The 16,082-nt window shown below is 53.5% G+C and carries 30 protein-coding genes and 2 pseudogenes; all 32 read left to right on the top strand.

Features of this window, described 5'->3' with window-relative positions:
- Positions 1–155: pseudogene (tuf, locus tag AB7E65_RS07345) on the top strand (elongation factor Tu); the annotation flags it as partial.
- Positions 156–166: 11 nt separating this feature from the next.
- On the top strand, positions 167–475 hold the full coding sequence (gene rpsJ, locus AB7E65_RS07340; protein ID WP_072283665.1) for a 30S ribosomal protein S10: 309 nt from the start codon (positions 167–169) through the stop codon (positions 473–475).
- A 29-nt stretch (positions 476–504) separates the two neighbouring features.
- Positions 505–1,137 (top strand): 50S ribosomal protein L3, encoded by a 633-nt coding sequence (gene rplC / locus AB7E65_RS07335; protein WP_428745559.1) that lies wholly within the window; start codon positions 505–507, stop codon positions 1,135–1,137.
- Positions 1,138–1,173: 36 nt separating this feature from the next.
- Complete coding sequence (gene rplD / locus AB7E65_RS07330; protein ID WP_072286009.1) at positions 1,174–1,794, top strand: 50S ribosomal protein L4; 621 nt, start codon at positions 1,174–1,176, stop codon at positions 1,792–1,794.
- Positions 1,794–2,081 carry a 50S ribosomal protein L23 gene (locus AB7E65_RS07325; RefSeq protein WP_072286008.1) on the top strand — a complete coding sequence of 96 codons (288 nt, stop codon included), beginning with the start codon at positions 1,794–1,796 and terminating at the stop codon, positions 2,079–2,081. Before rplD ends, AB7E65_RS07325 begins: the two co-directional genes overlap by 1 nt.
- Before the next feature lie 33 nt (positions 2,082–2,114).
- Positions 2,115–2,936, top strand: a complete 822-nt coding sequence (gene rplB, locus AB7E65_RS07320; protein ID WP_072286007.1) for a 50S ribosomal protein L2 — start codon at positions 2,115–2,117, stop codon at positions 2,934–2,936.
- 27 nt (positions 2,937–2,963) lie between these two features.
- On the top strand, positions 2,964–3,239 hold the full coding sequence (gene rpsS, locus AB7E65_RS07315; RefSeq protein WP_072286006.1) for a 30S ribosomal protein S19: 276 nt from the start codon (positions 2,964–2,966) through the stop codon (positions 3,237–3,239).
- Positions 3,240–3,273: 34 nt separating this feature from the next.
- Complete coding sequence (gene rplV / locus AB7E65_RS07310; RefSeq protein WP_072286005.1) at positions 3,274–3,606, top strand: 50S ribosomal protein L22; 333 nt, start codon at positions 3,274–3,276, stop codon at positions 3,604–3,606.
- A gap of 18 nt (positions 3,607–3,624) precedes the next feature.
- Positions 3,625–4,257: a 30S ribosomal protein S3 gene (gene rpsC / locus AB7E65_RS07305; RefSeq protein WP_072286004.1), complete on the top strand. Its 633-nt coding sequence runs from the start codon at positions 3,625–3,627 to the stop codon at positions 4,255–4,257.
- Between the two features lie 29 nt (positions 4,258–4,286).
- Positions 4,287–4,712 (top strand): 50S ribosomal protein L16, encoded by a 426-nt coding sequence (rplP, locus tag AB7E65_RS07300; RefSeq protein WP_072286003.1) that lies wholly within the window; start codon positions 4,287–4,289, stop codon positions 4,710–4,712.
- Positions 4,702–4,890: a 50S ribosomal protein L29 gene (gene rpmC / locus AB7E65_RS07295; RefSeq protein WP_072286002.1), complete on the top strand. Its 189-nt coding sequence runs from the start codon at positions 4,702–4,704 to the stop codon at positions 4,888–4,890. Before rplP ends, rpmC begins: the two co-directional genes overlap by 11 nt.
- Before the next feature lie 23 nt (positions 4,891–4,913).
- Positions 4,914–5,180, top strand: a complete 267-nt coding sequence (gene rpsQ / locus AB7E65_RS07290) for a 30S ribosomal protein S17 (protein WP_072286001.1) — start codon at positions 4,914–4,916, stop codon at positions 5,178–5,180.
- Between the two features lie 12 nt (positions 5,181–5,192).
- Positions 5,193–5,561 (top strand): 50S ribosomal protein L14, encoded by a 369-nt coding sequence (gene rplN, locus AB7E65_RS07285; RefSeq protein ID WP_011340413.1) that lies wholly within the window; start codon positions 5,193–5,195, stop codon positions 5,559–5,561.
- Positions 5,562–5,583: 22 nt separating this feature from the next.
- A complete protein-coding gene (rplX, locus tag AB7E65_RS07280) occupies positions 5,584–5,913 on the top strand; it encodes a 50S ribosomal protein L24 (protein ID WP_072502094.1) in 330 nt (109 codons plus the stop codon).
- Between the two features lie 12 nt (positions 5,914–5,925).
- Entirely contained in the window at positions 5,926–6,480 is a 555-nt protein-coding gene (gene rplE / locus AB7E65_RS07275; RefSeq protein ID WP_072285999.1) for a 50S ribosomal protein L5, read from the top strand.
- An 11-nt stretch (positions 6,481–6,491) separates the two neighbouring features.
- Positions 6,492–6,677, top strand: coding sequence for a type Z 30S ribosomal protein S14 (locus AB7E65_RS07270; protein WP_011340416.1), 186 nt, complete (start codon positions 6,492–6,494; stop codon positions 6,675–6,677).
- Positions 6,678–6,697: 20 nt separating this feature from the next.
- Positions 6,698–7,096 carry a 30S ribosomal protein S8 gene (rpsH, locus tag AB7E65_RS07265; RefSeq protein WP_072285998.1) on the top strand — a complete coding sequence of 133 codons (399 nt, stop codon included), beginning with the start codon at positions 6,698–6,700 and terminating at the stop codon, positions 7,094–7,096.
- 26 nt (positions 7,097–7,122) lie between these two features.
- Positions 7,123–7,662, top strand: coding sequence for a 50S ribosomal protein L6 (gene rplF, locus AB7E65_RS07260; protein ID WP_072285997.1), 540 nt, complete (start codon positions 7,123–7,125; stop codon positions 7,660–7,662).
- A 26-nt stretch (positions 7,663–7,688) separates the two neighbouring features.
- On the top strand, positions 7,689–8,057 hold the full coding sequence (rplR, locus tag AB7E65_RS07255) for a 50S ribosomal protein L18 (RefSeq protein WP_072285996.1): 369 nt from the start codon (positions 7,689–7,691) through the stop codon (positions 8,055–8,057).
- 15 nt (positions 8,058–8,072) lie between these two features.
- On the top strand, positions 8,073–8,564 hold the full coding sequence (rpsE, locus tag AB7E65_RS07250; RefSeq protein ID WP_072285995.1) for a 30S ribosomal protein S5: 492 nt from the start codon (positions 8,073–8,075) through the stop codon (positions 8,562–8,564).
- Between the two features lie 23 nt (positions 8,565–8,587).
- Positions 8,588–8,767 (top strand): 50S ribosomal protein L30, encoded by a 180-nt coding sequence (gene rpmD / locus AB7E65_RS07245; RefSeq protein ID WP_072285994.1) that lies wholly within the window; start codon positions 8,588–8,590, stop codon positions 8,765–8,767.
- Positions 8,768–8,786: 19 nt separating this feature from the next.
- A complete protein-coding gene (gene rplO / locus AB7E65_RS07240; protein ID WP_072285993.1) occupies positions 8,787–9,230 on the top strand; it encodes a 50S ribosomal protein L15 in 444 nt (147 codons plus the stop codon).
- Position 9,231: 1 nt separating this feature from the next.
- Positions 9,232–10,539, top strand: a complete 1,308-nt coding sequence (gene secY / locus AB7E65_RS07235; protein ID WP_072285992.1) for a preprotein translocase subunit SecY — start codon at positions 9,232–9,234, stop codon at positions 10,537–10,539.
- Between the two features lie 16 nt (positions 10,540–10,555).
- The gene (locus AB7E65_RS07230; RefSeq protein ID WP_072287992.1) at positions 10,556–11,206 is read left to right on the top strand and encodes an adenylate kinase; all 651 of its coding nucleotides are present in this window, start codon (positions 10,556–10,558) and stop codon (positions 11,204–11,206) included.
- A complete protein-coding gene (map, locus tag AB7E65_RS07225) occupies positions 11,203–11,949 on the top strand; it encodes a type I methionyl aminopeptidase (protein WP_072285991.1) in 747 nt (248 codons plus the stop codon). The genes AB7E65_RS07230 and map overlap by 4 nt, the downstream gene beginning before the upstream one ends.
- A gap of 89 nt (positions 11,950–12,038) precedes the next feature.
- Complete coding sequence (gene rpmJ / locus AB7E65_RS07220) at positions 12,039–12,152, top strand: 50S ribosomal protein L36 (RefSeq protein WP_011340426.1); 114 nt, start codon at positions 12,039–12,041, stop codon at positions 12,150–12,152.
- A 21-nt stretch (positions 12,153–12,173) separates the two neighbouring features.
- Positions 12,174–12,542 (top strand): 30S ribosomal protein S13, encoded by a 369-nt coding sequence (gene rpsM / locus AB7E65_RS07215; RefSeq protein ID WP_072285990.1) that lies wholly within the window; start codon positions 12,174–12,176, stop codon positions 12,540–12,542.
- Between the two features lie 11 nt (positions 12,543–12,553).
- Positions 12,554–12,946 carry a 30S ribosomal protein S11 gene (rpsK, locus tag AB7E65_RS07210; RefSeq protein ID WP_072285989.1) on the top strand — a complete coding sequence of 131 codons (393 nt, stop codon included), beginning with the start codon at positions 12,554–12,556 and terminating at the stop codon, positions 12,944–12,946.
- A 20-nt stretch (positions 12,947–12,966) separates the two neighbouring features.
- Positions 12,967–13,596 carry a 30S ribosomal protein S4 gene (gene rpsD / locus AB7E65_RS07205; RefSeq protein ID WP_428745558.1) on the top strand — a complete coding sequence of 210 codons (630 nt, stop codon included), beginning with the start codon at positions 12,967–12,969 and terminating at the stop codon, positions 13,594–13,596.
- Positions 13,597–13,637: 41 nt separating this feature from the next.
- Entirely contained in the window at positions 13,638–14,654 is a 1,017-nt protein-coding gene (locus AB7E65_RS07200; RefSeq protein WP_428745557.1) for a DNA-directed RNA polymerase subunit alpha, read from the top strand.
- Between the two features lie 41 nt (positions 14,655–14,695).
- Complete coding sequence (rplQ, locus tag AB7E65_RS07195) at positions 14,696–15,157, top strand: 50S ribosomal protein L17 (protein ID WP_072285986.1); 462 nt, start codon at positions 14,696–14,698, stop codon at positions 15,155–15,157.
- Positions 15,158–15,299: 142 nt separating this feature from the next.
- Positions 15,300–16,082, top strand: a pseudogene (locus tag AB7E65_RS07190) (anthranilate synthase component I); the annotation flags it as partial.

Genomic DNA, 16,082 nt, shown 5'->3' with positions numbered 1-16,082 from the left:
TGGCCGAGGGGACCGAAATGGTAATGCCCGGCGACAATGCCAGCATGACCGTAAATCTGATCACCCCGATCGCCATGGACAAAGAGCTGCGTTTCGCCATTCGCGAAGGCGGCCGTACGGTCGGTGCTGGTGTCGTCAGCGAAATTATCGAATAAAGGGAATTGCCATGCAGAGCCAGAAAATAAGGATCCGTTTAAAGGCTTACGATCATAAATTGCTCGATCTCTCCGTTAATGAAATTGTTGACACGGCCAAGCGCACCGGGGCGCGCGTTGCTGGCCCTATCCCCCTGCCCACGGTGATAAACAAATACTGTGTGCTTCGCGGACCGCATGTTGATAAAAAGAGTCGTGAGCAGTTCGAGATGCGCACCCACAAAAGGCTTCTTGACATTGTCGAGCCGACACAGCAGACTGTCGACGCCTTGATGAAGCTCGACCTGTCGGCGGGTGTTGACGTCGAAATCAAGTTGTAAGACTTTTATCATAGGTAAGGGAAAGCATCATGACGAAGGGAATTTTGGGTAAGAAGCTGGGGATGACCCAGGTCTTCGCTGCTGACGGTAAGTGCATTCCGGTGACCGTGGTCGAGGCTGGTCCTTGCATCGTGTTGCAGAAAAAGACTCTGGAAAAAGACGGCTACAATGCCCTTCAGCTCGGGTTTGGGGCCAAGAAGACTCACCGCACCAACAAGCCTGCCATGGGTCATTTCAAAAAGGCCGGGAAGGGGGCATTCGTCTTCCTGCGGGAAGTCGAGTGCGACAATACCGATGAACATGCCGTTGGTGATGAAATTACATGTGGGGAGTTTTTCGCCGCCGGCGACATCCTTGATGTAACGGGGACCAGCAAGGGGAAAGGTTTTCGGGGCGTTGTAAAACGTTGGAACTTTGCCGGTGGTCGCGCCAGCCATGGCTCGATGTTCCACCGCAGGCCTGGTGGCATCAGTGCCAGTGCCTGGCCTTCCCGGGTATTCAAGGGTAAAAAGATGGCAGGCCAGATGGGGAACAAGCGCGTGACCACGCAAGGTCTGGAAGTGGTCGACGTGCGGTCCGAAAAGAGCCTGGTACTTATTAAAGGCGCCGTTCCGGGGCCTGTAAACGGCCTGCTGCTCATCCGGAAAAGCCGCAAGGCTTGATGGCCGGGCTGCAACTAGAGATTCTGGAGAAAAACCATGGCAAAAATTGCAGTTTATGACATAAACCGGAATCAGGTTTCGGAGCGAGAGCTGTCCGACGAGGTGTTTAATGCCGACGTCAAGGAATACCTGATTCATGATATGGTACGATATCAGCTGGCTGCTCGCCGTCAGGGCACTTCCGCTGCAAAGAACCGTAGCGCCGTTGCGGGTGGCGGTAAGAAGCCCTTTCGTCAGAAAGGCACTGGCAATGCCCGTCAGGGCTGCATTCGCGCGCCTCACTATGTGGGCGGTGGCGCCGCCTTCGGGCCGAGCCCTCGCGACTACAGTTTCAAACTGAACAAAAAAGTCAAGAAGGCGGCGCTGCGCTGTGCGCTTTCCGTTCGGTTCAAGGAAGAGCGACTGTCTGTGCTTAATGACTTCCAGCTGGAAAGCATTGGAACCAAGGGGGTGGCTGAAATCCTCCGGCGTTTCGAGCTGGACAACGTGCTGGTGTTGATTGATGGCGAAAACAGGAATCTCGAACTGTCGGCACGTAATCTGCCCCATGTCAAGGTGCTCAAGGCCGAAGGCGTGAATGTGTACGACCTGATGAACCATCGGAATCTGGTTGTTACCGAAGGGGCCGTTGAACAGTTGGAAGGAGCGTTAGGGTAATGAAACCGCTGCACGAGATACTTAAACGGCCCTTGGTTACCGAAAAGACCGTACAGAGGGAAGGCGAAGCCCAGATCGTTGCGTTTGAAGTCAAAAGGGATGCCAACAAGGTCGAAATCAAGAAGGCTGTTGAGCAGGCTTTTGAAGTCAAGGTAAAGAACGTCAATACCGTGCTTGTTGCTGGCAAGGTCAAGCGTCTGGGTCGCACGTTCGGCAAGCGTTCCAATTGGAAGAAGGCTTACGTAACCCTGGCCGAAGGTAGCTCGATCGATCTGTTCGGTGTTTAATGGGGTGCAATCAGGTAAAACGGAGTTACGATAATGGCAATCAAAAAGTATAAGCCGACTTCGGCTGGCCGACGTCATATGACCTCGGCCGATTTCGCCGACATTACTGTGGCCAAACCGGAGAAATCGCTGGTTGAAAAACTTAACCAAACCGGTGGACGGAACAATGCTGGCCGCATCACCAAGCGGCATACCGGGGGCGGGCACAAGCAGAAGTATCGCGTCATCGATTTTCGTCGGGACAAGAAAGACATCCCTGCCAAAATCGCCACCATCGAGTACGATCCGAATCGGTCGGCGCGCATCGCTCTTGCTTGTTATGCCGATGGCGAAAAGCGCTATATCCTGGCGCCTCTTGGATTGAATGTCGGAGATGTTGTGATTGCCAGCGAGCAGGCCGACATCAAGCCCGGCAATGCGCTCTCGATCCGGTCCATTCCTCTGGGCACCTGGGTTCATAACATTGAGTTGAAGATTGGCAAAGGCGGCCAGTTGGCTCGCAGTGCCGGAACCTACGCCATGATCGCTGCCAAGGAAGGCAAGTATGCGCAATTGCGACTTCCTTCCGGAGAGGTTCGGCTGGTGCTGCAGGACTGCTGTGCCACGGTGGGGCAGGTAGGTAATATCCATCACGAAAACGTCAAGATCGGCAAGGCTGGTCGCAATCGGTGGCTTGGTAAGCGTCCGCAGTCGCGCGGCGTGGCGATGAACCCTGTCGATCATCCGCATGGTGGTGGTGAGGGCAAAAGCTCCGGCGGTCGTCATCCCGTTACGCCTTGGGGTGTGCCCACCAAAGGGTACAAGACCCGCGTCAATAAGCGCACCGACCGTTTTATCGTTCGCCGGAAGAAGTAACATCGTTGAAATTTAGAGGAGACCACTGTGGCTAGATCGATCAAAAAAGGGCCGTATGTCGAGGCGAGCCTCCTTCGCAAATCCGATTTCGAAGGGGGGGCCGGTTCCAAGAAGGTAATCAAGACCTGGTCTCGGCGATCGACTATTATTCCCGAGTTTGTTGGATATACCTTCGCCGTGCATAACGGAAAAAAGTTTATCCCTGTTTTCGTCACCGAAAACATGGTTGGGCATAAGCTCGGCGAATTCGCTCCCACGCGCACCTACTACGGGCATGGCGCTGACAAGAAGAGCAAAAGGTAAGTAACAAGCGATTTCGCAAGAGGAGTTTCTATTCATGGAAGCTAAGGCCAAGCTTAGATATGTGCGTCTGTCGCCTCGTAAGACCCGATTGGTGGTCGATATGGTGCGCGGAAAAGGGGTTCAGGAGGCGCTGAATATTCTGAGGTTTTCTCCTCAGAAAGCGGCCGGCATCGTATATCAACTGGTTGGTTCGGCCGTGGCCAACGCCGAGCAGAAGGGGGTCGCCGACGTCGACCGGCTGTACATCAAAAGCATAGCCGTCGATCAGGGTCCCGTGCTTAAGCGGTTCATGCCGCGAGCACAGGGACGGGCTACCAGGATCCGCAAACCGACCAGCCACATTACCGTGGTTCTGAACGAAAAATAAGTTTAAGGAGGTGATGGTTTGGGCCAGAAAGTACATCCGACAGGATTTCGACTGGGAGTCGTCAAGACCTGGAGTTCCCGGTGGTACGCTGAGGGGGAATACTCCCAGCTTCTGCACGAAGATATAAAGCTTCGCAATTATCTTAAAAAGCGGCTTTATCATGCCGGCATCGCCAGGATCGAAATTGAGCGTGCCGCAAGCAAGGCCAAAATTAATGTGTATGCCGCTCGTCCCGGCATCATTATCGGCAAAAAGGGTGCCGAGGTTGAAGCCTTGAAAAAGGATCTGGCCCGGCTCACCGACAAGGAAGTGTTCATCAATATTCAGGAAGTGCGCAAACCCGAGGTCGATGCCCAACTTGTTTCCGAGAATGTGGCAACTCAGCTTGAGCGCCGTGTCGCCTTCCGCCGTGCCATGAAAAAAAGCGTGAGCATGGCTTTGAAGTTTGGTGCTCAGGGTATCAAGATTACCTGCAGCGGTCGCTTGGGTGGTGCCGAGATGAGTCGGACCGAGTGGTATCGTGAAGGACGTGTGCCCCTGCACACTCTCAGGGCCGATATCGATTATGGATTCGCCGAGGCCAAGACTACTTATGGTATTATCGGCGTCAAGGTTCTCATCTTCAAGGGCGAAGTCCTGTCGCAGGAATAACCACGGGAACCGAATAGGAGTATTCTGCCATGTTAATGCCCAAGAAGGTTAAACATAGAAAACAGTTTAAAGGCCGCATGAAAGGCGTAGCCTATCGCGGTAGCGAACTAAATTTTGGCGATTACGGGCTTAAAGCGGTCGAATGTGGATGGCTGTCTTCCAGACAGATTGAGTCCGCGCGTCGTGCCATGACAAGGCATGTGAAACGCGGCGGGAAGATCTGGATCCGTATTTTCCCGGACAAATCTCTGACCAAAAAGCCCGCTGAGACCCGCATGGGTAAAGGTAAAGGGTCGCCCGATAGCTGGGTGGCTGTTATCAAACCCGGCATGATGCTTTACGAGATGCAGGGTGTAGACAGGGAAGTGGCCTGCGAAGCATTGCGGCTGGCTGCTCATAAGCTCCCCATGAAGACCAGGATTGTTGCACGGGAGGATGTGGCCAATGAAAGCTAGTGAGCTGCGCGACCTGACGGTCGAAGAGTTGGAAAAAAAAGTAGAGGAACTCAATCAGGAGCTGTTTAACCTGAAGTTCCAATTGGCTACCGGGCAATTGGAAAACAGCGCCCGGCTTCCCCAGACGCGCAGGACCATCGCACGGGTTCATACCATCCTGCGTCAGAAGCGAAGCTGATCGGTACGGGGAGATAAATTTCAATGAGTAAAATACGTGGCAATCGGAAAACCCGCGTCGGGGTTGTTATCAGCGACAAGATGGATAAAACCGTTGTGGTCCGTGTCGACCAGATGGTCAAGCATCCGGTCTACAAAAAATTTATCAAGCGCCGGGTTACCTTCAAGGCCCATGATGAAGAGAATCGCTGCAACATCGGGGATAAGGTTTCGGTCGTAGAAACCCGTCCGCTGTCCCGGGACAAACGTTGGCGGGTACGCGAAATCCTTGAAAAGAACGTAATCCTGTAGGAGATAACAGTCATGATACAGATGCAGACGATGCTTGATGTAGCGGACAACTCTGGTGCGCGTAAACTCTGCTGCATCAAGGTTCTTGGTGGCTCCAAGCGAAAATATGCCGGGCTTGGAGATATCATCATCTGCTCCGTAAAGGAGGCCCTGCCCAATTCCCGCGTAAAAAAAGGGGATGTGGTTAGAGCTGTCATCGTTCGAACCGCTAAGGAAGTACCTCGCCCTGACGGATCGGCGATTCGTTTCGATAAAAATTCCGCAGTGGTTGTGAACCAGGCCGGGGAACCTATCGGAACCCGTATCTTCGGTCCAGTTGCTCGGGAGTTGCGCGCACAGCGGTACATGAAGATCGTATCGCTGGCCCCCGAGGTACTTTAATTCGGAACTGGGAGTAAGAGAAATGGCAGCGAAAAAAATGCATGTCAAAAAAGATGACATGGTTATGGTTATAGCGGGCAAGGAGAAAGGCAAGACCGGCAAGGTGTTGCGTGTATTGCCGGGCAAAGGGCGTGTTGTTGTCGAAAGCCTTAATGTTGTCAAGCGGCACACAAGGCCCAACCGCGTCAATACCCAAGGGGGAATTGTCGAGAAGGAAGCCCCGCTGGATGCCTCCAATGTTGCACTCGTCTGCAGCGCCTGCAACAAGCCCACGCGGACCGGTGTGAGGATTCTCGAAGATGGGTCCAAGACTCGGTTCTGTAAAAAGTGCAACGAGACCTTGGACAAGTAACGGAGGATTTCCATGGGTGCGAGATTGAAGGAAGTATACACGAAGGAAATTGCTCCCGCGTTGGCTGAGCGGTTGCAGTTGAAAAATGTAATGGAAGTCCCCAGGGTGGAGAAGGTGGTCCTCAATATGGGACTGGGGGAGGCCATACAGAATATCAAGGTTCTGGAGTCCGCTGTGGAGGAGCTTACGCGCATCAGCGGCCAGAAACCCGTCGTCACCAAGGCGAAGAAATCCATCGCTCAATTCAAGTTGCGCGAAGGGATGCCGATCGGTTGCATGGTAACGTTGCGTCGCGACAAGGCTTATGAGTTCCTTGACCGGTTGGTCAACGTCGCTCTTCCCCGGGTGCGCGACTTCAAGGGCGTTTCCAAGAAGGGCTTTGACGGTCGCGGGAACTATACCCTTGGTATCCGCGAACAGCTCATTTTCCCCGAAATCGACCTGGAGAAGATCGATAAGGTGAAGGGCTTGAACATTACCATTGTTACCACGGCCAAGAACGATGAGGAAGGATATGCCCTGATGGAAGCCATCGGTATGCCCTTTCCCAAAAAAGCCCAAGACTAGGGGAGGACGACGTGGCAAAGAAATCTATGATGATCAAAGCCGCCCGGTCGAACAAGTTCAAGGTGCGGAAATATAACCGCTGTCCCTTGTGCGGGCGGCCTCGGGCTTATTACCGTAAGTTCGATATGTGCCGGATTTGCTTGCGGAAACTTGCGCTGGAAGGCAAGCTCCCCGGCGTGATTAAATCAAGCTGGTAAATCAGTAAGGAGTTGCATCCATGGCAATGACAGATCCTATAGCCGATATGCTTACCCGCATCCGTAATGCGGGACTGGCCCGGCATGCGAAGTGCGACGTGCCGGCATCCAATGTCAAGCTGGCCATCGTCACCGTGCTCAAGGAACTCGGCTATATCAAGAATTTCAAGCAGATAACCGACGAAAAACAGGGTGTGCTGCGTATCTATCTGAAATTCGATAACGATAGCAAACACATTATTAATGCCATCGACCGCGTCTCAACGCCGGGGCGCAGGGTTTATGTCGGCAAAGACGAGATCCCGGTAGTGAAAAATGGTCTTGGCAATGCCATCCTTTCGACTTCGAAAGGGGTTATGCACGATGTCGCCGCTCGTGAAGCACAATTGGGTGGCGAAGTTTTGTGCTCCATCTGGTAGAAAGAACTCGGCTAAGGAGCCAGAAAATGTCTAGAATTGGGAAAAAGCCTATCAACCTTCCCAAGGGCGTTACGGTGTCTCAAGCCGGAGACACGGTCACGGTCAAAGGGCCCAAGGGAGAGCTGGTCAAAAACATTGTTGCCGGGATACAGTTGGAAACCGCTGGCGACCAGATACTGGTGCAGTGCGCTGCAGAGGGTAAGCAGGAGGGCGCCTACAGGGGTCTTGTGCGGGCCCTTGTCGCCAACATGGTTGAAGGTGTGACCAACGGTTTCGAACGTGTTCTGGAAATTAATGGCGTGGGTTACCGCGCCGAAGTAAAGGGGAGTGCGCTCAACCTGTCTCTCGGGTATTCGCACCCGATCGAATATGCACTGCCCAAAGGGATCTCTGCCGAGGTTGAAAAGCAGACCAAAATCGTTGTTCGCGGTATTGACAAAGAGTTGGTTGGCGCCACTGCCGCCAAGATCCGCTCTTTCAGAAAGCCTGAGCCCTATAAAGGCAAGGGTGTAAAATACGCTGAAGAACGGATTCTGCGGAAAGCCGGTAAGGCCGGGAAAAAATAACGCAATACAGGGCAAGGAGATAGAGAGTGAACGCCGCATTGAAGAGACGCCAGGCGCGATTGAAAAGACAGGTACGTGTGCGCCGAAAGGTGCGTGGCACGTCGGATATGCCCAGACTCTGCGTGTTCCGAAGCGCCAAGCATGTTTATGCGCAGATTGTCGAAGATACGACCGGAAAAACTCTGGTCTCGGCTTCGACGGTCAACGCAGATGTCGCCGAAGGCCTGAAGTATACAGGGAATGTCGACGCAGCCAAGGCTGTCGGCAAGGCTATCGCCCAGAAAGCGCTGGCTATGAATATCAAAAACGTGGTCTTCGACCGGAACGGATTTCTCTACCACGGGCGCGTCAAGACCCTGGCAGAGGCCGCCCGGGAAGCCGGTCTGTCTTTTTAGTTAAGGAGGATATCTTTGCTTCGCATCGATCCCAATGAGTTGGAACTGACGGACCGGGTTGTACACATCAACCGGTGTGCCAAGGTTGTCAAAGGTGGACGGCGTTTCAGTTTTTCCGCGCTTGTCGTTGTTGGTGATGGTCAGGGAATTGTCGGCTACGGACATGGTAAAGCCAAGGAAGTGCCCGAAGCGATTCGCAAAGGGGTGGAGCAGGCCAAAAAGAACCTGATTCGCGTGCCCCTGAAGGATCGCAGTATCCCTTTTGATGTGATCGGCAAGTTTGGCGCCGGTCGGGTATTGCTCAAGCCTGCTTCGGCCGGTACTGGCGTCATTGCCGGTGGTGCCGTTCGCGCTGTGCTGGAGGTCTCCGGGGTTGGCGACATTCTGTCGAAATGCCTTGGTTCCAATAATCCGCACAACGTTGTTCGCGCGACCATCAACGCGTTGTCGCAACTCAAAAGCGCCGAAGAGTTGCGTGCTCTGCGCGGTGCCGATACCGAAGAATAACAGGAGCCGACTAGGAGGGTTTCATGGCCGGACAAATCAAGGTGACCCTGAAGAAGAGCGGCATCGGTCGCAAGGAATATTTCACAAAGGTTCTAAAAGGCCTCGGCCTGACCAGACTGAACAAAACAGTGGTGTTGCCCGACACGCCCGAAATCAGGGGTATGATCAACAAGGTGTCCCACATGGTTGTGGTTGAGGACTGAGAGCGCGAGGGATTTGAATATGGATTTGAGTAATCTGCGGCCGGCTATCGGCTCTACCAAGACTCGGAAGCGCATCGGGCGTGGACCAGGTTCCGGTAACGGTAAGACCGCCGGCAAGGGACACAAGGGGCAAAAAGCCCGCAGTGGCGGCAGCGTCAAGCCCGGTTTCGAGGGCGGCCAGATGCCGTTGCAGCGCCGTCTGCCCAAGCGTGGCTTTAAATCGCTCAATAAAAAGGTCTATGCTCTGGTCAACCTGCGCGACCTGCAGGAAATGTTCGAGGCCGGGAGCGTGGTCGATGTTGAGGCTTTTGGCCAGAGCGGTCTTGTTAAAAAGATTTGCGACGGTATCAAAGTGCTTGGTGATGGTGACCTTGACAAGGCTCTGACTGTCAAAGCTCATAAATTCAGCCAGGGCGCCGTTGCCAAGATAGAAGCCGCTGGCGGGAAAGCCGAGGTAATCTAAATTGTTCAAGCGCATCCAGAATATCTTCAGTATCCCGGAATTGCGTCGTCGCATTCTTTTTACCCTGGGGATGCTCGCGGTCTATCGTGTCGGTTGTCATGTACCGATTCCCGGGATCAATGGCGATGTGCTTGCAGACTTTTTCCAGAAATCCCAGAGCGGACTGCTCGGGATGGTAAGTGCTTTTACGGGGGGTGCGCTGGCGCGCATGACCGTTTTTGCGCTTGGCATTATGCCCTATATCAGTGCTTCAATTATCCTGCAGTTGCTCGGGGTTGTTTTTGAGCCAGTAGAGCGACTTGCCAAGGAAGGGGAACAGGGGCGTAAAACCATCACCAAGTGGACCCGTTACGGGACCATCGTGTTGTCCATTGTTCAGGGCGCCGGCATAGCGGTCGGACTTCAGTCGATGGTTGTCGATGGCGCAGCGGTTGTTTCTCATCCCGGTTTCGGATTCATTCTGCTTACCGTGATAACCCTGACGGCGGGAACCGCCTTTATCATGTGGGTTGGTGAGCAGATCACCGAGCGCGGCATCGGTAACGGCATCTCGCTGATTATCTTTGCCGGAATCATTGCCGATATGCCTGCCGCCATATTCAATACCGTGCGACTGGCTAATACGGGTGCGCTCGGCCCGGCGAGCATTCTGCTTCTGCTGGCTGTTGTTGTCGCGACGATCTGGGCGATCGTGTTCATGGAACTGGCACAGCGCCGACTGCCGATTCACTATGCAAAACGCGTTGTCGGAATGCGGAACTACGGGGGACAGAAGAGTCACTTGCCCTTGAAGATCAACATGAGTGGAGTGATTCCGCCGATCTTCGCGAGCTCCATCATTATGTTTCCTGCGACGGTCGCCAACCTGATCAATATCGCCTGGGTGCAGAAAGCGGCCAGCTGGATGACACCCGGGCATGCGATTTATTATTTCTTTTATGTTGCATTTATCATCTTCTTCTGCTACTTCTACACGGCTGTTACCTTCAACCCGGTCGATGTAGCCGACAATGTCAAAAAGCAAGGTGGCTACATTCCCGGCATACGTCCTGGCAAGGCCACCTCGGACTATATTGACTCGGTTCTTGGGCGGTTGACATTTGCGGGTGCCGCATATGTATCCGTTGTATGTGTGTTGCCGACCCTTCTGATAACCGGGTTGAATGTTCCTTTCTTCTTTGGGGGAACGTCTCTGTTGATCGTGGTTGGTGTGGGGCTTGATACCGCTTCGCAGGTGGAGGCCCATCTGATTTCGCGATCATATGAGGGGTTCATGAAGGGGGTTACCCTGCGTGGACGCCATGGCTAGGAAGTGTGAGGTAAAGATGAAGATGGTTTTGTTGGGTCCTCCCGGTTCCGGGAAGGGAACCCAGGCGAAAATGCTCTGTGATGTGTTGGGCGTGCCGCAGATTTCGACCGGTGATATGCTCAGGGCTGCAGTCAAAGAAGGCACTCCCATGGGTGTCAAGGCGAAGCAGAAGATGGAATCCGGGGCTCTGGTTCCCGATGAGGTTGTTGTCGGGATAGTCAAGGAGCGCCTTTCCAAGTCCGATTGTGTCAACGGTTTCATACTGGATGGTTTCCCGCGTACCTTGGCTCAGGCCGATGCGTTAAAGGCAACGCTTGCGGATTTGGGCAAGGATCTTGATGCGGTTATATCGCTGAACGTTGACAATGAGGCGGTTGTTGCGCGAATTGGCGGACGACGTACCTGTCGCGACTGCAGTAAGATGTATCATGTCGTATTTGATGCTCCAAAGGACGCGGACAAATGTGATAAGTGTGGCGGCCCGCTGTTGCAGCGTGATGATGACCAGGAAGCAACGATTCGTCGGCGCCTGGAAGTTTACGCTGAGCAAACCGCACCATTGATCGAATATTATCGCGCTGAAGGGTTGTTGCGCGAGGTTGATGGCATGCAGGATATAGCTGCTGTGCAACAGCAGATTCTTGGTGCTTTGGACTGCGGGCAGTGATACCGATTAAATCCAGCGACGATCTGCTCCGCATGCGTGAGTCGGGGCGTATGGTCGCGGAGATTCTTGCGCTGTTGGCCGAAAAGGTTGTTCCAGGTATCACGACGCTGGAGTTGGATCGCCTGGCGGAGCGAGAATGTAAAAAACGGGGGGCCAAGCCGGCCTTTAAGGGTTATGGCGGGTTCCCGTTCAGTATTTGCGCGTCTCCTGAAGATCGGGTTGTGCATGGCTTTCCGGATCGCCGTCCTTTGCTCGAGGGGGAAATTCTCAGTATCGACTTCGGGGTTGTCTGGAAGGGGTTTTACGGCGATTCGGCTATGACGCTGCCCGTCGGAAAAATAGACGCAGCGAAACAACGGTTGCTTGATGTTACCGGACAATCTCTGGCGCTGGGGATTGCGCAAGCCATTCCTGGCAACCGTTTGTTTGATATTTCGCATGCCATTCAGAGTTATGTCGAGGCTCAGGGATTCAGTGTGGTAAAGGAGTTTGTCGGGCACGGTATTGGGCGCGGATTGCATGAAGATCCGCAAGTTCCCAACTTCGGTCCGCCAGGGCAGGGTCCGTTGTTGCGCTGTGGCATGGTATTGGCTATTGAGCCGATGATCAATGCAGGTAAGTGTGGAGTCAAGGTTCTTGAGGATGGGTGGACAGCGGTTACGTCTGATGGCAAGCCGTCTGCGCATTTCGAGCATACCGTGGCGATTACCGACGAAGGCCCGCAAATATTGACCGCCGTTTAGGAATTCAACGTAATGTGAAAAGGTCTGTGCGTCATAGCTGAATGCGGCCTTTTCGGATTAACAGGCATCGTATTAAAAAGGGATGATCAATGAAAGTTCGAGCTTCGGTCAAGCCGATTTGTTCCAAATGTAAAGTAGTTAGACGCAAGGGAATTGTCAGGATCATCTGCGAGAACCCCAAGCATAAGCAAAAACAGGGATAAAGGGATCAGGAGGATACGACATTGGCACGAATCGCTGGTATCGATTTACCGAGAAACAAGCGGATCGAGGTTGCGCTTACTTATATTTACGGCATTGGCCGCTCCTCGTCCCAAAATATTTTGCAGAAAGCCGGGGTGGATCCCAACACCCGTACGGATGATCTGACGGAAGCGGAAGCCGGTCTCATTCGCGATGTCATCGACGGTCATTATCAGGTCGAGGGTGATTTGCGTCGCGTGGTGACCGGAAACATCAAGCGGTTGATGGATCTTGGTTGCTACCGTGGCTTGCGTCATCGGCGCGGGCTTCCTGTCCGTGGTCAGAAAACCAAAACCAATGCGCGTACGCGCAAGGGGCCGCGGAAAACCGTCGCCGGCAAGCGTAAGTAAAGGGAGGAACCATGGCTAAGGGTAAGCGAGTTGTACGGAAAAAAGTCGAGAAAAAGAATATAGCCAATGGTATCGCCCATATTCAGGCGACTTTCAACAACACCATTGTCACTATTACGGACGTTGCAGGCAACGTGATCTCCTGGTCCACCTGCGGGACGATGAGCTTTAAGGGGTCCCGTAAAAGCACCCCGTTTGCGGCTCAGATCGCTGCGGAAGACGCGGCCAAGAAGGCCATGGAGCACGGATTGCGGTCCGTTGAGGTTCGCGTCAAAGGGCCCGGTTCCGGTCGGGAATCGGCATTGCGCGCTCTTTCTTCGGCAGGTCTGAATATCAGCGTGATCAAGGACGTTACACCTATTCCCCACAATGGTTGTCGTCCGCCCAAGCGCAGAAGAGTTTAAACAACCAAGGAGGATGAACGTTGGCTAGATATACTGGGCCTGTCTGCCGGCTGTGCAGAAGAGAAACCACGAAGCTGTTCCTTAAGGGGGACAGGTGTTATACAGATAAATGTGCTCTTGAAAGACGCAACTACGCGCCTGGCCAGCATGGTCAGGGTCGTGGCAAAGCTTCCGACTACGGCACCCAGCTGCGTGAAAAACAGCGCATGAAACGCACCTACGGCTTGCTTGAGAAGCAGTTCCGGGCCTATTTTGACAAGGCGGATCGCATGAAAGGGGTGACCGGCGAGAACCTGCTGGTCCTGCTTGAACGTCGGCTTGACAGCGTCGTCTACCGGCTCGGATTTACCAGTTCGCGTGCCGAGGCTCGCGCCCTTGTGCGGCAGGGTCACTTCTTGGTGAACGGTCGGAAGGTTAATGTGCCTTCCTACACCCTGAGGGTCAATGATGTCGTTGAGCTGCGCGAGAAGTCTCGCAAGGTTGCCCGTATCAACGAGGCTCTTGACGGTGTCATGCGGCGCGGTCTGCCTTCCTGGGTTGAACTTGACCGGGATGCCTTCAAGGGTAGCCTCAAGACCCTGCCGGTGCGCGAGGAAATGACTACGCCGGCCTTCCAGGAGCAGCTGATCGTCGAGCTTTACTCCAAGTAATGGCCAATTGTAGTTGCTGCCACCTCATACGGAGGATGTGAATGTACAAAAACTGGAGAGATCTGATCAAGCCTAAGCGCCTCCAGGTTGATGTGGACTCCTTGTCGGATACCTATGGCAAGTTCACGGCTGAGCCTTTCGAGCGGGGATTCGGCACCACCTTGGGTAATTCCCTGCGGCGGGTGCTGCTCTCGTCTCTGCAGGGTGCGGCTATCACCTCGGTCAGGATAAAAGGGGTACTGCATGAATTTTCCAGCATCCCGGGTGTTACCGAAGATGTCACAGATATCATCCTGAATCTTAAAGGGGTGCTGCTCAAGCTGCACGGTACGGACAGTCGCAACATCCGGATTGTCAAAAAGGGCGCTGGCGTCATCACGGCAGGTGACATTATCACGGATTCCCATGTGGATGTACTCAATCCCGACCATCATATACTGACTTGCGGCAAGGATGCCGATCTTGAAATGGATATGGTCGTCGCCATGGGCAAGGGCTACGTGCCGGCTGAACGGAACCGGGATGAGAAGGCTCCGGTGGGAACGATCCCCATCGATGCGCTTTTTTCGCCGATTAAAAAGGTCAATTTCACGGTTACCAACGCCCGTGTCGGACAAATCACCGACTACGACAAGCTTAACCTCGAAATCTCCACGGACGGAAGCGTGCGTCCTGATGACGCGGTGGCTTTCGCTGCTAAAATTCTCAAGGAACAGTTGCAGATTTTCATCAACTTAGATGAAGATACGGAAACGGTTGTCGAAGAGGAGAGTGAAGAGAACCGCAAGATCAACGAAAATCTGTATCGCTCCGTTGAGGAACTGGAACTTTCCGTGAGAAGTGCCAACTGCCTGAAGAATGCCAATATTCACCTTATCGGCGACTTGGTGCAGCGGTCCGAAGCTGAGATGCTCAAAACCCAGAACTTCGGGCGAAAATCTTTGAACGAAATTAAGGATATACTGGCCGATATGGGGCTTTCACTCGGTATGGCTCTCGAGAATTTTCCCGATCCTGAATATCTTAAAATGATTCAGGAAGGGAAAGAAGATCTATGACGGCCCAGATTACGCATTGATAAAGAAAGGACCGTTGAACCATGCGTCACAATAAATCCGGTAAACGGCTCGGGCGCAATTCCAGTCACCGTGCTGCCATGATGCGCAACATGGTCACTTCGTTGCTCGAGCATGAAAAGATCACCACGACCGATGCGCGTGCCAAGGAATTGCGCAAGGTGGTTGACCGAATGATCACCCTTGGTAAACGCGGGGATCTTCATGCCCGGCGACAGGCCAGCCAGGTGATTCGGGAGCGCAAGGTTGTAGGGAAGCTGTTCGAAGTTATCGGCCCCCGCTTCAAGGACCGCCCCGGCGGTTATACGCGCATCATCAAGTTGGCTAACCGCCTTGGCGACAACGCTTCGCAGGTTATCATCGAACTGGTCGAGGAAGAGTTTTCCGCCAAGGTGCGAAAGACTTCCCAGCCTGCTGCCGAGGTGGTGGCAGCTGCGGTTACCGAAGCGGCCGATGCTTCGTCCGATGAAGAGACCGCAGAATAAGCAGGATTCGGCAGGGTTGCCGCTAATTGAAACGAAAAAAGGCAAGGAGTGAGCTCCTTGCCTTTTTTCGTTAAAGGCTGAGTCGGCTTGACCCATTCGATTGCTACATGCTAACCTGTGCCATTCGACTTTCGGAGGGGGCATGTATTATCCAGGTCTAGATGAATTCCGCCAATATGCCCGTCAGGGCAATCTTATTCCTGTTTATCGGGAAATACTTGCCGACATGGAGACACCGGTGTCGGCGTTTCGCAAAATCGATGATCAAAAGACCGGCTTTTTGCTGGAAAGTATCGCCGGAGGCGAAAAATGGGCGAGGTATTCTTTCCTTGGTAGTGGTCCATGTAAGATTTTCCGGTGCCGCGGACGGTACTGGGAACTCCACAATGGCGATAGCCTCATCGATGCAGGGGAAAGCGACAAACCACTGGAAATCCTGCAAGGATTGCTGCAGCAGTTCCGCCTGGTGCCGGTTCAGGGTTTGCCTCGTTTTTTTGGCGGACTGGTAGGATATTGCGGTTACGATACGGTTCGTTACTTTGAAGACCTGCCCGAGGTTGGTTGTCGAACCATCGGCACCGACGATGCCTGCTTTATTCTTACAGAAAAACTGCTTATATTTGATACCCTGCGCCAGGTCATCAAGGTTGTCTGCAATGTACACGTTGAGGATGGAGGTAGTGTCGAGGACGCCTACGCGCACGGTATTGCCGCCATCGATGAACTTGTGGGAAAATTGCGCCGGACCTTGCCTGCCACTGTCCCGGGTGGCAGCATGCAACCTGTCGAGTTTACATCCAACTTTACCCGCAAGCAATTCGTCCAGGCTGTCGAACGATGCAAAGAGTATGTCCGGGCCGGCGATATCATTCAGGTGGTCCTGTCCCAGCGGTTTTCCGGAAAAATAGGTGACTGCGAGCCTTTG

Origin of the sequence: Syntrophotalea sp. (genome assembly GCF_050253115.1) — a bacterium.
GTDB classification, from domain to species: Bacteria; Desulfobacterota; Desulfuromonadia; order Desulfuromonadales; family Syntrophotaleaceae; genus Syntrophotalea; species Syntrophotalea acetylenica.
This window is presented reverse-complemented; position numbering and strand designations above follow the sequence as displayed.

Coding starts and splice junctions, on each gene's coding strand:
- rplF (WP_072285997.1), top strand. CDS start 7,123: ATGTCTAGAATTGGGAAAAAGCCTATCAACCTTCCCAAGGGCGTTACG.
- rplO (WP_072285993.1), top strand. CDS start 8,787: ATGGATTTGAGTAATCTGCGGCCGGCTATCGGCTCTACCAAGACTCGG.
- AB7E65_RS07230 (WP_072287992.1), top strand. CDS start 10,556: ATGAAGATGGTTTTGTTGGGTCCTCCCGGTTCCGGGAAGGGAACCCAG.
- rpmC (WP_072286002.1), top strand. CDS start 4,702: ATGAAAGCTAGTGAGCTGCGCGACCTGACGGTCGAAGAGTTGGAAAAA.
- rplV (WP_072286005.1), top strand. CDS start 3,274: ATGGAAGCTAAGGCCAAGCTTAGATATGTGCGTCTGTCGCCTCGTAAG.
- AB7E65_RS07200 (WP_428745557.1), top strand. CDS start 13,638: ATGTACAAAAACTGGAGAGATCTGATCAAGCCTAAGCGCCTCCAGGTT.
- rplD (WP_072286009.1), top strand. CDS start 1,174: ATGGCAAAAATTGCAGTTTATGACATAAACCGGAATCAGGTTTCGGAG.
- rpsH (WP_072285998.1), top strand. CDS start 6,698: ATGGCAATGACAGATCCTATAGCCGATATGCTTACCCGCATCCGTAAT.
- rplX (WP_072502094.1), top strand. CDS start 5,584: ATGGCAGCGAAAAAAATGCATGTCAAAAAAGATGACATGGTTATGGTT.
- rplB (WP_072286007.1), top strand. CDS start 2,115: ATGGCAATCAAAAAGTATAAGCCGACTTCGGCTGGCCGACGTCATATG.
- rpmJ (WP_011340426.1), top strand. CDS start 12,039: ATGAAAGTTCGAGCTTCGGTCAAGCCGATTTGTTCCAAATGTAAAGTA.
- rplP (WP_072286003.1), top strand. CDS start 4,287: ATGTTAATGCCCAAGAAGGTTAAACATAGAAAACAGTTTAAAGGCCGC.
- rplE (WP_072285999.1), top strand. CDS start 5,926: ATGGGTGCGAGATTGAAGGAAGTATACACGAAGGAAATTGCTCCCGCG.
- rpsK (WP_072285989.1), top strand. CDS start 12,554: ATGGCTAAGGGTAAGCGAGTTGTACGGAAAAAAGTCGAGAAAAAGAAT.
- rpsJ (WP_072283665.1), top strand. CDS start 167: ATGCAGAGCCAGAAAATAAGGATCCGTTTAAAGGCTTACGATCATAAA.
- rplC (WP_428745559.1), top strand. CDS start 505: ATGACGAAGGGAATTTTGGGTAAGAAGCTGGGGATGACCCAGGTCTTC.
- rpmD (WP_072285994.1), top strand. CDS start 8,588: ATGGCCGGACAAATCAAGGTGACCCTGAAGAAGAGCGGCATCGGTCGC.
- rplN (WP_011340413.1), top strand. CDS start 5,193: ATGATACAGATGCAGACGATGCTTGATGTAGCGGACAACTCTGGTGCG.
- rpsQ (WP_072286001.1), top strand. CDS start 4,914: ATGAGTAAAATACGTGGCAATCGGAAAACCCGCGTCGGGGTTGTTATC.
- rplQ (WP_072285986.1), top strand. CDS start 14,696: ATGCGTCACAATAAATCCGGTAAACGGCTCGGGCGCAATTCCAGTCAC.
- AB7E65_RS07325 (WP_072286008.1), top strand. CDS start 1,794: ATGAAACCGCTGCACGAGATACTTAAACGGCCCTTGGTTACCGAAAAG.